The organism is Stutzerimonas stutzeri, from assembly GCF_024448895.1.
GTDB classification, from domain to species: Bacteria; Pseudomonadota; Gammaproteobacteria; order Pseudomonadales; family Pseudomonadaceae; genus Stutzerimonas; species Stutzerimonas stutzeri_Q.
Genome location: NZ_JAMOIC010000022.1, coordinates 20,861 through 34,476 on the forward strand (window position 1 = coordinate 20,861; position 13,616 = coordinate 34,476).

Annotated in this window: 10 protein-coding genes; all 10 read left to right on the forward strand. The window is 60.4% G+C overall.

Translation table 11 applies throughout. The features are described 5' to 3' along the window. Positions 1-28 precede the first annotated feature (28 nt). The 10 genes from atpD (at position 29) to NA619_RS20500 (ending at position 13,297) form a co-directional block, all read left to right on the forward strand. Positions 29-1,405 (forward strand): F0F1 ATP synthase subunit beta, encoded by a 1,377-nt coding sequence (gene atpD / locus NA619_RS20455; RefSeq protein ID WP_255963654.1) that lies wholly within the window; start codon positions 29-31, stop codon positions 1,403-1,405. Between the two features lie 80 nt (positions 1,406-1,485). Continuing rightward, complete coding sequence (locus tag NA619_RS20460) at positions 1,486-1,914, forward strand: F0F1 ATP synthase subunit epsilon (RefSeq protein ID WP_255963655.1); 429 nt, start codon at positions 1,486-1,488, stop codon at positions 1,912-1,914. Between the two features lie 119 nt (positions 1,915-2,033). Beyond that, positions 2,034-3,398: a bifunctional UDP-N-acetylglucosamine diphosphorylase/glucosamine-1-phosphate N-acetyltransferase GlmU gene (glmU, locus tag NA619_RS20465; protein ID WP_255963656.1), complete on the forward strand. Its 1,365-nt coding sequence runs from the start codon at positions 2,034-2,036 to the stop codon at positions 3,396-3,398. 107 nt (positions 3,399-3,505) lie between these two features. Then, a complete protein-coding gene (locus tag NA619_RS20470) occupies positions 3,506-5,653 on the forward strand; it encodes a methyl-accepting chemotaxis protein (protein ID WP_255963657.1) in 2,148 nt (715 codons plus the stop codon). Positions 5,654-5,728: 75 nt separating this feature from the next. Beyond that, positions 5,729-6,511, forward strand: a complete 783-nt coding sequence (locus NA619_RS20475) for a DeoR/GlpR family DNA-binding transcription regulator (RefSeq protein ID WP_255963658.1) — start codon at positions 5,729-5,731, stop codon at positions 6,509-6,511. 2 nt (positions 6,512-6,513) lie between these two features. After that, complete coding sequence (glmS, locus tag NA619_RS20480; protein WP_255963659.1) at positions 6,514-8,364, forward strand: glutamine--fructose-6-phosphate transaminase (isomerizing); 1,851 nt, start codon at positions 6,514-6,516, stop codon at positions 8,362-8,364. Positions 8,365-8,521: 157 nt separating this feature from the next. Beyond that, positions 8,522-9,046, forward strand: a complete 525-nt coding sequence (locus NA619_RS20485) for a sigma-70 family RNA polymerase sigma factor (protein ID WP_255963660.1) — start codon at positions 8,522-8,524, stop codon at positions 9,044-9,046. Continuing rightward, complete coding sequence (locus NA619_RS20490; protein WP_255963661.1) at positions 9,043-9,972, forward strand: DUF4880 domain-containing protein; 930 nt, start codon at positions 9,043-9,045, stop codon at positions 9,970-9,972. The genes NA619_RS20485 and NA619_RS20490 overlap by 4 nt, the downstream gene beginning before the upstream one ends. Positions 9,973-10,067: 95 nt before the next feature. After that, positions 10,068-12,446 (forward strand): TonB-dependent siderophore receptor, encoded by a 2,379-nt coding sequence (locus NA619_RS20495; RefSeq protein ID WP_255963662.1) that lies wholly within the window; start codon positions 10,068-10,070, stop codon positions 12,444-12,446. 5 nt (positions 12,447-12,451) lie between these two features. Continuing rightward, positions 12,452-13,297: an alpha/beta hydrolase gene (locus NA619_RS20500; protein ID WP_255963663.1), complete on the forward strand. Its 846-nt coding sequence runs from the start codon at positions 12,452-12,454 to the stop codon at positions 13,295-13,297. The last annotated feature ends 319 nt before the right edge of the window (positions 13,298-13,616 follow it).

Genomic DNA, 13,616 nt, shown 5'->3' on the forward strand with positions numbered 1-13,616 from the left:
ACGGTTCAAATATTCAGAGGAACCAAACATGAGTAGCGGACGTATCGTTCAAATCATCGGCGCCGTTATCGACGTGGAATTTCCGCGCGATGTGGTACCGAACATCTATGACGCGCTGAAAGTCACTGGCGCCGAAACCACCCTGGAAGTCCAGCAGCAGCTGGGCGACGGCATTGTTCGGACCATCGCCATGGGCTCGACCGAAGGCCTCAAGCGTGGCCTGGACGTCAGCAACACTGGCGCTGCCATTTCCGTTCCAGTGGGCACCGCCACGCTGGGTCGGATCATGGACGTGCTGGGCAACCCCATCGACGAAGCCGGTCCGATTGGCGAGGAAGAGCGCTGGGGTATTCACCGCGCCGCTCCGAGCTACTCCGAGCAGGCTGGTGGCAATGAGCTGCTGGAAACCGGCATCAAGGTTATCGACCTGGTCTGCCCGTTCGCCAAAGGCGGTAAGGTCGGTCTGTTCGGTGGTGCCGGTGTCGGCAAGACCGTGAACATGATGGAGCTGATCCGTAACATCGCCATGGAGCACAGTGGTTATTCCGTGTTCGCTGGTGTGGGTGAGCGGACTCGTGAAGGTAACGACTTCTATCACGAGATGAAGGACTCCAACGTTCTGGACAAGGTTGCTCTGGTCTACGGCCAGATGAACGAGCCTCCAGGAAACCGCCTGCGTGTAGCACTGACTGGCCTGACCATGGCCGAGAAGTTCCGTGACGAAGGCAAGGACGTTCTGCTGTTCGTCGATAACATCTACCGTTACACCCTGGCCGGTACCGAAGTATCCGCACTGCTGGGCCGTATGCCGTCTGCGGTGGGTTATCAGCCGACGTTGGCTGAGGAAATGGGCGTTCTGCAGGAGCGTATCACCTCTACCAAGAGCGGTTCGATCACTTCCGTTCAGGCCGTTTACGTTCCTGCGGACGACTTGACCGACCCGTCGCCGGCCACAACCTTTGCCCACCTCGATGCTACCGTGGTTCTGTCGCGTGATATCGCATCCCTGGGTATCTACCCGGCGGTTGATCCGCTCGACTCCACTTCGCGTCAGCTGGATGCCAACGTGATCGGCCAGGAGCACTACGACACCGCTCGCGGCGTTCAGTACGTGTTGCAGCGCTACAAAGAACTGAAGGACATCATCGCGATCCTCGGCATGGACGAGCTGTCCGAATCTGACAAGCAGCTGGTATCTCGTGCTCGTAAGATCCAGCGCTTCCTGTCCCAGCCGTTCTTCGTGGCTGAAGTCTTCACAGGTTCGCCTGGCAAGTATGTTTCGCTGAAAGAAACCATCCGTGGTTTTGCCGGCATTCTCAACGGTGATTACGATCACCTGCCAGAGCAGGCGTTCTACATGGTTGGCGGGATCGACGAAGCCATCGAGAAAGCCAAGAAACTGTAACTGGCGCGCCCGCTTGCGGGCGCCAATAAGCTCTGCTGCCAGCAATCGCTATCGGCAGAGCTCATTACCGAGGCATAAGTATGGCTATGACAGTCCACTGCGACATCGTCAGTGCGGAAGAAGAGCTGTTCTCGGGGCTGGTGGAGATGGTTATTGCTCACGGTCACCTGGGTGACCTGGGTATTCTGCCGGGCCACGCCCCGCTTCTGACTGATCTCAAGCCCGGCCCGGTGCGTGTGATCAAACAGGGCGGTGCTGAAGACATCTTCTACATTTCTGGCGGCTTCATCGAAGTTCAGCCGAACATGGTGAAGGTACTGGCCGACACCGCGACGCGCGCCAAGGATCTGGACGAAGCGGCTGCACAGGCTGCCGTGACGGCAGCCGAGAAGGCACTACACGAGAAAGGCGCCGAGTTTGATTACGGCTCCGCTGCTGCCCGATTGGCCGAAGCTGCAGCACAACTGCGGACCATCGAGGCGATGCGCAAGAAGTACGGCCGCGGTTGATCCGCTAACGACTTCATCGCGAACGAGTAAAAGGGTAGCCTTGGCTACCCTTTTTCTTTTTCCGTATTTCGATCACAGCGTCTCGCTCAGGCTTGCTTCGAAACCGCTCAGGACCCGTCATGTCTCTCGATATCGTCATACTCGCTGCCGGCCAGGGCACGCGCATGCGTTCCGCTCTGCCCAAGGTTCTCCATCCCGTTGCCGGACAGTCCATGCTTGGGCACGTCATCAACACGGCCCGGGGGCTGAAACCCAAAGCCATCCATGTGGTGATCGGCCATGGTGCTGAGCTCGTTCGTGAACGGCTGGCCGCGGATGATCTGAATTTCGTCGTGCAAGCCGAACAACTTGGCACCGGTCATGCTGTAGCGCAGGCCATTCCAGCGCTGACGGCTGAGCGTGTGTTGATTCTTTACGGTGATGTGCCGCTGATCGAGCAGGAGACGCTTGAGCGACTCCTGGAAAAAGTCGGCCCTGAACAGCTTGCGCTTCTTACCGTGAAGCTGGCCGATCCCACCGGCTATGGCCGGATCGTGCGTGATGAGCACGACGTAGTCCAGGCTATTGTCGAACACAAGGACGCTTCGCCCGAGCAGCGGTTGATAGCCGAAGGCAATACCGGAATTCTGGCTGTTCCGGGTGCCCGGCTAAGCGACTGGCTGGGGCGGCTGTCCAATAGCAATGCTCAGGGCGAGTACTACCTGACTGACGTGATTGCCATGGCGGTGGGCGACGGCCTGGTCGTTGCGACCGAGCAACCGCAGCACTCTATGGAAGTCCAGGGCGCCAATGATCGCATCCAGCTTGCCGAACTCGAGCGGCACTATCAGCTGCGTGCCGCGCACCGGCTGATGGCGCAGGGCGTAACGCTGCGCGATCCAGCACGATTCGATCTGCGGGGAGAACTCACCGTTGGGCGTGACGTGCTCATTGACGTCAATGTGATTTTCGAAGGCAAGGTTGTGATTGAGGACGGCGTCGAAATTGGTCCTAATTGCGTGATCAGCAACAGCACCCTTCGCCGTGGAGCTGTGGTCAAAGCGAACAGTCATCTCGAGGGTGCTGAGCTTGGCGAGGGGGCAGACTGCGGGCCGTTTGCGCGCCTGCGCCCCGGTGCAGTGCTGGGGGCTAAGGCCCACGTGGGCAATTTCGTCGAAGTTAAGAACGCCCGTCTCGGCGAGGGCGCAAAGGCAGGACACCTGGCGTATCTGGGCGATGCGGAGATAGGTGCGCTTAGCAACATCGGCGCGGGAACCATCACCTGCAACTATGACGGTGGCAATAAGTCTCGCACCGTCATTGGCGAGAATGTGTTCATCGGCTCCAACAGCTCGCTGGTGGCGCCGGTATCTCTGGGCGATGGCGCAACCACCGGCGCCGGTTCCGTGATTACCGCTGACGTACCGGCTGGCACTCTGGCGTTGGGACGTGCTCGCCAGGCGTTGATCCAGGGATGGCAGCGACCACAAAAGCGACCCAAGTAAGTTGTGATTCGAGCGTCCTGTGTTCGATATGCGCCGCTAGTCCCGGCATCACTCAAGAGATCCTATCTCACGCCGATCTAATGGGCATATCGAACAAGGACGCGACCATGCCCGCCGTTATCCGTCTATCCATCCAGTGGAAACTCACCCTGCTGGCTGGCCTCTGCCTGCTGCTGATCGTCTGCCTGCTCATCGGTGCGTCGCTCTATCAGTCGCGGCAAACCGTAGCGCTTGTCAGCAGCTCCAGTGGATCGATGCTCGAGGAGTCGGCGCGGGATAATCTGCAGGCGCTTGGTCAGGCCCAGGCGCTGCGCATCGAACGCCAGTTCAATGATGCCTACCAGTATGGCCTCGGCTTCACTCGTCAGGTGCTGTCGCTACGTGAGCAAGCGATAGAGCGGATGTCCAACGCCTTCGAGCTGCGTGAAGACTTGCACCGACAGGCAAGAAACGCGCTGCAGGCCAATCCGGATCTGATCGGTATCTACGTAGTTTTCGAGACTGACGCACTGGATGACAAGGACGGCATGTTTATCGGCAACTCGGAGATGGGTGGCAACGATACGGGCCGGTTTTCACTGTATTGGTCCCAGCGCACCCCGGGCGAGCTAAGCGCCGAAACCATGGACGAGGCTGACCTCGCCGACACCACACCCGGGATCAGCGGTGCGCCTTACAACGCCTGGTACAGTTGCCCACGGGACGGCGCCCGGGTTTGCCTTCTTGATCCATACTTCGACGAGGTTGAAGGCAAACCACTGCTGATGACCAGCGTCGCTTTCCCGCTAATGGAAAACGGCAAGGTTATCGGTGTGGTGGGCGTGGATATCAGCCTGGCTTCGCTGCAGAAACTGAGCCAGCAGGCGCATCAGGAGCTGTATCAAGGCGAGGGCCACCTGAGCGTAGTCAGCCCTGCGAAACTGCTGGGTGGCTACAGCCGAGATGCCGGTCTGCTTGGCAAGCCGTTGAGCGCCGCCTTCGGTACGGAAAGCGAGGCGATAGGCCGCGCCGTCAGCGCGGGTCAACAGGCGATGCTTGAAGATGGCGACATGCTGCGCGTGCTTCAGCCAGTGCAAGCGATACCAGAACTCGCCCCCTGGGCGATCCTGCTGGAAGTACCACGCAAGGTATTGCTCGGGCCGGCTTTCCGCCTGGAACAGACACTCCAATCCCAGAGCCACAAGGACAGCATGATCGCCTTGGCCATCGGGCTTGCTGCGGTGCTCGCGGGCCTGGGGCTGATGTGGCTGACCGCCCGCGGCGTAACCCGGCCCATCGAAGGCGTCGCCGCCATGCTCAAGGATATTGCCAGTGGCGAAGGCGATCTCACCCGTCGCCTTGAATACACCCGCGATGACGAGCTCGGAGCCCTGGCCGGGTGGTTTAACCGCTTTCTCGACAAGCTGCAGCCGACCATCGCCGACGTGAAACGCTCGGTGCAGGATGCGCGCAGCAGTGCCGACCAGTCGGCCGCCATCGCCAGTCAGACCAGTGCGGGCATGCAGCAGCAGTTCCGCGAAGTCGATCAGGTCGCCACAGCCTCGCAGGAAATGAGTGCCACCGCGCAGGATGTCGCTCGCAACGCCGCTCAAGCTGCAGGGGCTGCACGAGACGTGGATCAGGCCACCCTTGAGGGGTTGGCCGTGATCGATCAGACCACCCGCAGCATTGGCAGTCTTGCCAACGAGCTGAATCACGCCATGACGCAGGTTGAAAGCCTGGCAGCCAGCAGCGAGCAGATCGGTTCGGTTCTTGAAGTGATTCGCGGAATAGCCGAACAAACCAACCTTCTGGCCCTCAACGCCGCTATAGAGGCCGCGCGGGCAGGTGAGGCCGGTCGCGGTTTTGCCGTGGTGGCTGACGAGGTGAGAGGCCTGGCACGACGGACACAGGAGTCCATCGAAGAGATCCGGCAGGTCATCGAGCGTCTGCAGAGCGGCACCCGCGATGTGGTGACCGCTATGCAGGGCAGCCGCAATCAAGCCCAAGGCAGTGTCGATCAGGTGGGCAATGCAGTTGATGCACTGAAGAAGATCGGCGAGGCGGTAGCGGTGATCTCCGACATGAACCTGCAGATCGCCAGTGCGGCGGAAGAGCAGAGCGCCGTCGCCGAGGAGATCAATCGTAATGTTGCAGGCATTCGCGACGTGACCGAATCGCTTTCCGGTCAGGCCGAGGAGTCGGCGCGGGTCAGCCAATCACTCAACCAGTTGGCTAATCATCAGCAAAGCTTGATGGGTTATTTCCGCGTCTGATGGCGGCCGATGGTTGACTGAGAACGAAGTTTAGGTTTTGATTCGCGAGCTTTTCTTTCGAATCGAAACTTAAACATGTCGAAACGCAATACTCCGCAACGCCGCCATGCCATTCTCGCCTTGCTGACCGAGCAGGGAGAGGTGAGCGTTGACGCGTTGTCGCGGCGTTTTGAGACTTCTGAAGTGACCATCCGCAAGGATCTCGCCGCGCTTGAGAAGAACGGCTTGTTGCTGCGACGTTACGGTGGTGCCGTGCCATTGCCGCAGGAATTGATTGGCGACGGCGTACAACCGGTATCCCTCTGGAAGCAGGCGATCGCCCGAGCGGCTGTGAGCTGCATCCGTGAGCACGCCCGCATCATCATCGACAGTGGTACCACAACCGCCGCAATGATTCCCGAGCTTGGCCGTAAGCACGGACTGCTGGTGATGACCAATTCCCTGGGCGTGGCCAATGCGTTGCGCGAGTTGGAGCACGAACCTACGCTGCTGATGACCGGCGGCACCTGGGATCCGCATTCGGAGTCATTTCAGGGACAGGTGGCGGAACAGGTGCTGCGTTCCTATGATTTCGATCAGCTGTTCATTGGCGCTGACGGCATCGACCTTCAGCGTGGCACTACCACCTTCAACGAACTGCTTGGCCTGTCGCGGGTCATGGCCGAAGTGGCGCGGGAAGTCATCGTGCTCGCCGAGTCCGACAAGATAGGTCGGCGCATCCCTAATCTGGAGTTGCCCTGGAGCGACATCCATACCCTTATTACGGACGACCGCCTCACCGCCGAGGCGCGTTCAAGCATTCAGGCCCGCGGTATCAAGTTGATCTGTGCGGCCGTCGAAACCCATCAGGAGACCTGAATATGTGTGGCATCGTTGGCGCCGTCGCCGAACGCAACATCACTGCAATTCTGCTCGAAGGCCTCAAGCGCCTCGAGTACCGAGGGTACGACAGTGCGGGTGTTGCCGTTCTGGATGCCAGCGGACAGCTTCAGCGCCTGCGGCGTTCAGGCAAAGTCGCTGAGCTGGATCAGGCTCAGCAGGACGAGCAGCTGACCGGCCGCCTGGGCATTGCTCACACGCGCTGGGCCACCCATGGCGCACCCTGCGAACGCAACGCCCACCCGCATTTTTCCGGTGCCGATCTTGCCGTGGTGCACAACGGCATCATCGAGAACCATGAGGCCTTGCGTCAGCAGCTCAAGGGCATGGGGTACGTATTCACGTCCGATACCGATACCGAGGTCATCGTCCATCTGCTGCACCACAAGCTTGGCGAGAGCGGCGACTTGACCGTTGCGCTCAAGGCCGCGGTGAAGGAGCTTCACGGTGCTTACGGTTTGGCCGTCGTCAACGCCAAGCAGCCGGATCGCCTGCTTGCGGCCCGCAGCGGCAGCCCACTGGTGATCGGGCTTGGTATGGGCGAGAACTTTCTTGCGTCCGACCAGCTGGCGCTGCGCCAGGTCACCGACCGTTTCATGTATCTGGAAGAGGGCGACATCGCCGAGATCCGTCGTGAAAGCGTGCAGATCTGGGATGTTGGCGGCCACGCAGTGGAGCGCGAGAGCGTGCAATACCACGAGGGCGCTGAAGCGGCGGACAAGGGTGAATATCGCCACTTCATGCTCAAGGAAATCCATGAACAGCCCAAGGTCGTCCAGCGCACCCTCGAGGGCCGCCTGGGCGATCACCAGGTGTTGGTTCAGGCCTTCGGCCCGCAGGCGGCCGAACTCTTCGCCAAGGTGCGCAATGTTCAGATCGTGGCCTGTGGCACCAGCTACCATGCGGGCATGGTTGCCCGTTATTGGCTGGAAGAACTGGCTGGCATTCCCTGTCAGGTAGAGGTCGCCAGCGAATTTCGCTACCGCAAGGTAGTGGTGCAGCCGGATACCCTGTTCGTCACCATTTCCCAATCCGGTGAAACCGCAGATTCCCTTGCAGCGTTGCGCAATGCCAAGGCCCGTACCGAAGGGGAAGGGCGCTACCTTGCGAGCCTGGCGATCTGCAACGTTGGCATAAGCTCGTTGGTGCGAGAGTCCGATCTGACGCTGCTCACTCAGGCTGGTCCCGAGATCGGCGTAGCCTCCACCAAGGCCTTTACCACCCAGCTGGTAGGTTTGCTGTTGCTGACACTATCGCTTGGCCAGGTTCGCGGCACACTGGCTCCGGCACTGGAGGCCGAACTGGTGGACGAATTGCGTCGACTGCCGACCCGTCTGGGAGAGGCTCTGGCGATGGATACGACGGTAGAAAAAATATCCGAGCACTTCGCCGAGAAGCACCACACCCTGTTCCTCGGTCGCGGTGCGCAATACCCGGTGGCGATGGAAGGTGCGCTCAAGCTCAAGGAAATCTCCTACATCCATGCCGAGGCCTATCCGGCTGGCGAACTCAAGCACGGCCCGCTGGCGCTGGTCGACGCAGACATGCCGGTGGTTACGGTGGCACCGAACAATGAGCTACTGGAAAAGCTCAAGTCCAACCTGCAAGAAGTGCGCGCCCGTGGTGGCGAGCTGATCGTGTTTGCGGATCGCGAAGCGGGCATCGAGGACGGCGAGGGGACCTTCATCGTCAGCATGCCGCACATTCATGACGTGCTGGCGCCGATTCTCTATACCCTGCCGCTGCAGCTTCTGTCCTACTACGTGGCGGTACTGCGAGGCACGGACGTCGACCAGCCACGCAATCTTGCCAAGTCGGTAACGGTGGAGTGAATTCGCCTCGCTGACCCAGCGGTCGCTTGTGCGCCGATCATTGGCTCCCTACCCAAGGGCGCCAATGTCTGCAGTTGTAATGGTAATGATTCGCGATTAAGGTGCTGGCGGTCGTCATGTTGAGTCATGGCGTTTTTCACGCTTGTCTGCCGAGCCGATGCAATTGTCGTTATCTGATGCGGATTCCGTTGTTCCCCTGGGTGTGTTGTACGACACATATCATGGTTGGCTGCATCGCTGGTTGAGGCGGTCGGTCGGTTGTTCGCACCAGGCAGCGGATCTGGCCCAGGATACTTTCCTGCGATTGCTGGTGCGTGGCCAGCCGGTCAGCGATCGCGCACCCCGTGCCTTGCTGGTGCGAATTGCACGTGGATTGGTGATCGATCACTGGCGTCGTGATGCGCTGGAGCGCGCTTACCTTGATGCGCTGACGCAGCTACCCGAGTCGAGCCATCCTTCGCCCGAAGTGCGCCATGAGGCGTTGCAGTGTCTCGAGCGGATCGCGCAGCTGCTCGATGGCCTCAAACCTGCAGTGCGTGAAGCCTTTCTGCTCTACCAGCTCGGTGGGCTGAACCACGATGAGGTGGCGCTGGAACTGGGCGTGTCGAGCCGTACCGTCGAGCGGCATGTGGCGAGCGCACTGCTGCATTGCTATAGGGCGTATTTCGAGCCACGGACGTGAAGCCAGATAGCGAGCGGCTACCAGAAGCCATCATCCGCGCCGCTATCGAGTGGCAGATGCAGCTGCGCATTGACGGGCAAAGCGCCAAGCTGCTGAAGCAACTGGACGACTGGTTGCAACGCGACACGCGCCATCAGCTGGCCTGGCAACGCTTGCAGCAGATGGAAAGTCTGTTCCACGACACCCAGTTGCCCGCTGCTGCCCATGCCATTCCGCTGTTGCAGCACGCCGAAGCTGATCTGGGTCGACGCCGCACAGTGAAGCTGCTGGGCCTTGGCATTGCGACGGGCAGCGCGGCGCTATTGGCTCCGACAGTGATGCCTGGGTGGCGCGCTGACCTGGTCACGTCCGTCGGAGAGCGTCGACGGTTGGAGTTGGGCGACGGCGCCGAAGTAATGCTCAACACGGGCAGCGCTCTGGACCATGGCGGCGATGAGCTCATCCTGCGAGCCGGTGAGGTCATGGTTGACGGCGAAGAGTGGCGCCTTCTCTGCCGTTTCGCCCGTTGCGAAGGCCGGCAAGCCCGGATGCACGTGCGCGAGCGTGATGGTCTCAGCGAGATCCGGGTCGAACGTGGCGAAGTGTTCGTAACGGCCGCGTCAGGGCGCCGCGTGATGCACGCGGGCGAGGCGCTGAGCGTTTCGACGAGAGGGATGACGCCGCTTGGCAGGGGGGCCATCGATCCCTTCGCCTGGACGCGCGGCTTGCTCGTGGCCAGCGATATCCGTCTGGACGACTTTCTCACCGAAGCGGGGCGCTACCGTCAAGGTTGGCTGGGGTGCGACCCGGCGGTGGCAGAGATACGGCTGTCTGGGGTGTTCCGTCTGGATGAACCCGATCTGATGCTGCGCAACATCACCCACCTGCTGCCTGTGCAGATTGTCGAGCGCACCCGTTGGTGGGTGCGCGTCGTGCCGGTCGCCTGAGCACTCTTCGAGCTTAAAGGCGAAACAGAAAATAATCTGTCGGACTTTTTCGTCTCATCCGGTTAGGGAATATCAGCCCTTCAATGGATCTCGTCATGCGTCGTGCCAGCCCCCTCTCGATTCCTCATCCGCCCCGTCCTCTATCCGCAGCGATTTACTTGGCGCTGGCTTTGATCAGCGGAACAGCCAGTACGACGCTGCAAGCCGCCTCGCCGGCTTCCGTTACTGTTGCCCCCGGCATTCCGGCCGGGCCTCTCGAGCAAGCGCTCAGCACTTTTGCAGAGCGTGCGGGCATTACCCTTTCGTACTCTCCAGCGCTGGTCCGCGGTTTGCGCAGCCCGGGCGTGGAAGGCGGCGGGTCGCTGGACGATGGCTTGACGGCATTGTTGGACGGCAGCGGCCTGCGCGCGCAGAAGACCCCGTCCGGGTATGTGGTAATGCTGGTCGAGTCTGACGCCAGTCTCCAGCTCGCGCCTATTACCATCAAAGCCACAGCGGTACAGAGCGCCTTCGCGCCGGTGCAGGGATATTTCGCCTCTAACGCCAGCAGCGCCAGTAAGACGGATAAGCCCATCCTGGAAACTGCCCAGAGCGTGAGCGTGGTGACCGCCGAGCAGATAGGCGACCGCAAGGTGAACAAGGTCGAAGATGCCGTCGCCTATGCCGCGGGTGTTCGGGTCGGTGGCTCAGGCCTTGATCCGCGCTTCGATACCATCAACGTCAGGGGTTTCGAGACCACGCAGTCTGCCGACTTCCTTGACGGCTTGCGCCAAGCGGGCAGCGGCTGGCTTGCTTTGCCTTCCATCGAAGCCTATAGCCTCGAGCGCATTGAAGTGCTCAAAGGCCCGGCTTCGGTGCTTTACGGTCAAATCAGCCCGGGCGGGATGGTGAACCGGGTAAGCAAGCGGCCAAGTCTTTCGGCAAGAAACGAAGTGGAGATCCAGGCCGGCAGCTACGACCATCGTCAGGGGCAGTTCGATGTGGGCGGCAAGTTGGATGAAGCGGGCGATGTGCTCTTCCGCGCCGTCGGCGTCTATCGCGATGCGCAGTACTCTATCGAGCAGATGGACAACGACACACGTCTGTTGGCACCTTCGCTGAGTTGGCAGATCGATCCGGACACCAGTCTGACCCTGCTCGCCCAATACCAGGAGCGGCAGACTGCGGCCTCGCCAATGTTGTATCAGGACGGCGAACGCCTCACTGACTTCTGGCAGGGCGATGAGTACTTCGACAAGCTTGAGCAGCGCAAGTGGTCGGTCGGTTACGAGTTCGAACACACCTTCAATGAAGCCTTCACCCTGCAGCAGAACCTGCGATATGGGCAGCTGGATACTACCAATCAGTATCTGGATATCACGGGCGTCACGGATGGTCACATTCTCAATCGCGCGACCGCGGGGAGCTACGAGGACATGTCCTCGCTGTCCACCGATACGCGCCTGGTGAGTCGCTTCGCCACTGGCAACCTGCAACACACCCTGGTCAGCGGGGTGGATTATGCGTGGCTCGATACGTCGCTGCTGTACGCCAGTGGTGAGGCACCATCCATTGATCGAGACGCGCCGGATTACCACCAGCCCGTTGCGCGTCCCGGCGATGTGCTGGTCGACCGAGATGGACTGGAACATCGCGCCGGCGTGTACCTGCAGGATCAAATCGAGATCGACCGGTGGCGTCTGTCCGCCGGACTGCGCCGCGACTGGGTGCATGCGCGCTCCAACGGCTATCAGTTCGGCAGTGAGATCGAACCCACCAAAACCAGCGATTCAGCCACTACAGGACAGGTCGGCGCGCTCTATCTCTTCGACAGCGGCCTGGCGCCTTACGTCAGCTATGCAACTTCATTCCAGCCTGAGACGGGCTCCGATGCCAGTGGCGGACGCTTCGAGCCGACCGAGGGTGAGCAGTACGAAATCGGGCTCAAGTACCAGCCGCCGGGCAGCAGCACCATGCTGACCGCTTCGCTCTATCATCTGACGCAGACCAACGTGCTGACGCGCGATTTGGTCAACCCGCTGTACAGCGTACAGACTGGCGAGCAGGTTTCCCGAGGCCTCGAACTGGAAGCGATTTCCGACCTGACTGACAGCCTGCGCATGACCGCCAGCTACAGCTTCAATGATGCCGAGGTCACCAAAGACACGGATTACGAAGGCAATGCGCCAAAAAACGTACCGCGCCACCTGGCGTCGCTGTGGCTGGATTACCGTTTACCGTTCGGATTAGGCTTCTCTGCCGGTACGCGCTACACCGGCAGTACCTATGGCAATGGTGACAACACCGTGAAGAACGAGGACTACACATTGTTTGATGCCGGCGTGCATTACGACTTCGAAGGCGATCTGGACGGCGTGCGACTGGCACTGAACTCACGCAACCTGACCGACAAGCGCTATATCAACTGTCAGGACGGCTATTGCTACCGCGGCGAAGCGCGCAGCGTCGTCACCAGCCTGAGTTACAGCTGGTGATTGCCGTGGATTGGCTGCGAAGCGCAGCAATCATCCTGAGTGCCTTGCTGTTGAGCGGCTTGAATATCGCTCATGCCGAGCCGGTGACGCTGGACGGTACCGAGCAGTGGATGATGAAAAGTGCCGAAGGGCGCGACTACCGCATCATGATCAGCCTGCCGGAGGGCGAGGTGCCTTACACCGGCGGCTATCGAGTGATCTACCTGCTCGACGGCAACGCCTATTTCCCGGCCTTCCATGCCGCCAAGCGTGCCCAGGAGCGCATGCAGTCGACAATAATCGTGGGCATCGGCTATCCGAGCGATACGCCGCTGGACTTCAAACGGCGGGCCTTCGACCTGTCGCCGCCTCAACCCGCCGAGCGTAACGATCCCCCACAAGGTGGCCAGGATCTGTTCCTTGATTTCATCGAAAAACGCCTTATGCCTAAAGTGGACGAGCGCTTCAAGGTCGACCAGGACCAGCGCAGCCTGGTAGGACACTCCTTTGGTGGCATGTTTGGAATCTACGCACTGTTTACCCGCCCAGCATTGTTCCAGCATGTTGTGGCGATCAGCCCGAGCCTCTGGTGGCGCGACCGCTATCTGCTGGAACATGAGCGCGCCTTCACCAAACGGGCCCATGACGGGCAGCTGAACCTGATTCACCGTAGCCTGACGATGTGGGCTGGTGATCGGGAAATGCCCCAGGAAATCCAGGATGTACGTGCGCTCCAGTTGCGGCTGCAGGATCTGTCGCAGTACGGGTTGCGTGTCGACTTCCAGATCGAAACGGGCGAGGACCATATGTCGGTGCCGTTCCGTGTTCCTACCCGAATATTGGAAGAATTGGTCAGTACTCGACGGTTCTAAGAGATCGACCTACTACAGGACCGGGCGCTATTGCTGTCAGGAAACTGGATGAATGGGCGCTCGTCAGTTGGTCGTCTACCACATCTACGCTTCTGGCATCAGCGCGACCCCGGTGGCGTAGCGCGGCGACTGGCAGATCGGCTCGGCGAAGCCTCACGTTGAGACGGTTCATTCCAGCGAGACTTTTTAGCTGTCCGCGCCTTGCCGGCGGCAGCGATTATCGAGTGAGCGGCGCTGGGGTCTGTTCAAAGCCGGAACATGGTTTTCGCGGATCTGTTCGGTGACCATGCGACCGTCCTTGGGCAGACACCGTGCAGAT

Coding starts and splice junctions, on each gene's coding strand:
- NA619_RS20495 (WP_255963662.1), top strand. CDS start 10,068: ATGCGTCGTGCCAGCCCCCTCTCGATTCCTCATCCGCCCCGTCCTCTA.
- atpD (WP_255963654.1), top strand. CDS start 29: ATGAGTAGCGGACGTATCGTTCAAATCATCGGCGCCGTTATCGACGTG.
- glmS (WP_255963659.1), top strand. CDS start 6,514: ATGTGTGGCATCGTTGGCGCCGTCGCCGAACGCAACATCACTGCAATT.
- NA619_RS20485 (WP_255963660.1), top strand. CDS start 8,522: ATGCAATTGTCGTTATCTGATGCGGATTCCGTTGTTCCCCTGGGTGTG.
- NA619_RS20460 (WP_255963655.1), top strand. CDS start 1,486: ATGGCTATGACAGTCCACTGCGACATCGTCAGTGCGGAAGAAGAGCTG.
- NA619_RS20470 (WP_255963657.1), top strand. CDS start 3,506: ATGCCCGCCGTTATCCGTCTATCCATCCAGTGGAAACTCACCCTGCTG.
- NA619_RS20475 (WP_255963658.1), top strand. CDS start 5,729: ATGTCGAAACGCAATACTCCGCAACGCCGCCATGCCATTCTCGCCTTG.
- glmU (WP_255963656.1), top strand. CDS start 2,034: ATGTCTCTCGATATCGTCATACTCGCTGCCGGCCAGGGCACGCGCATG.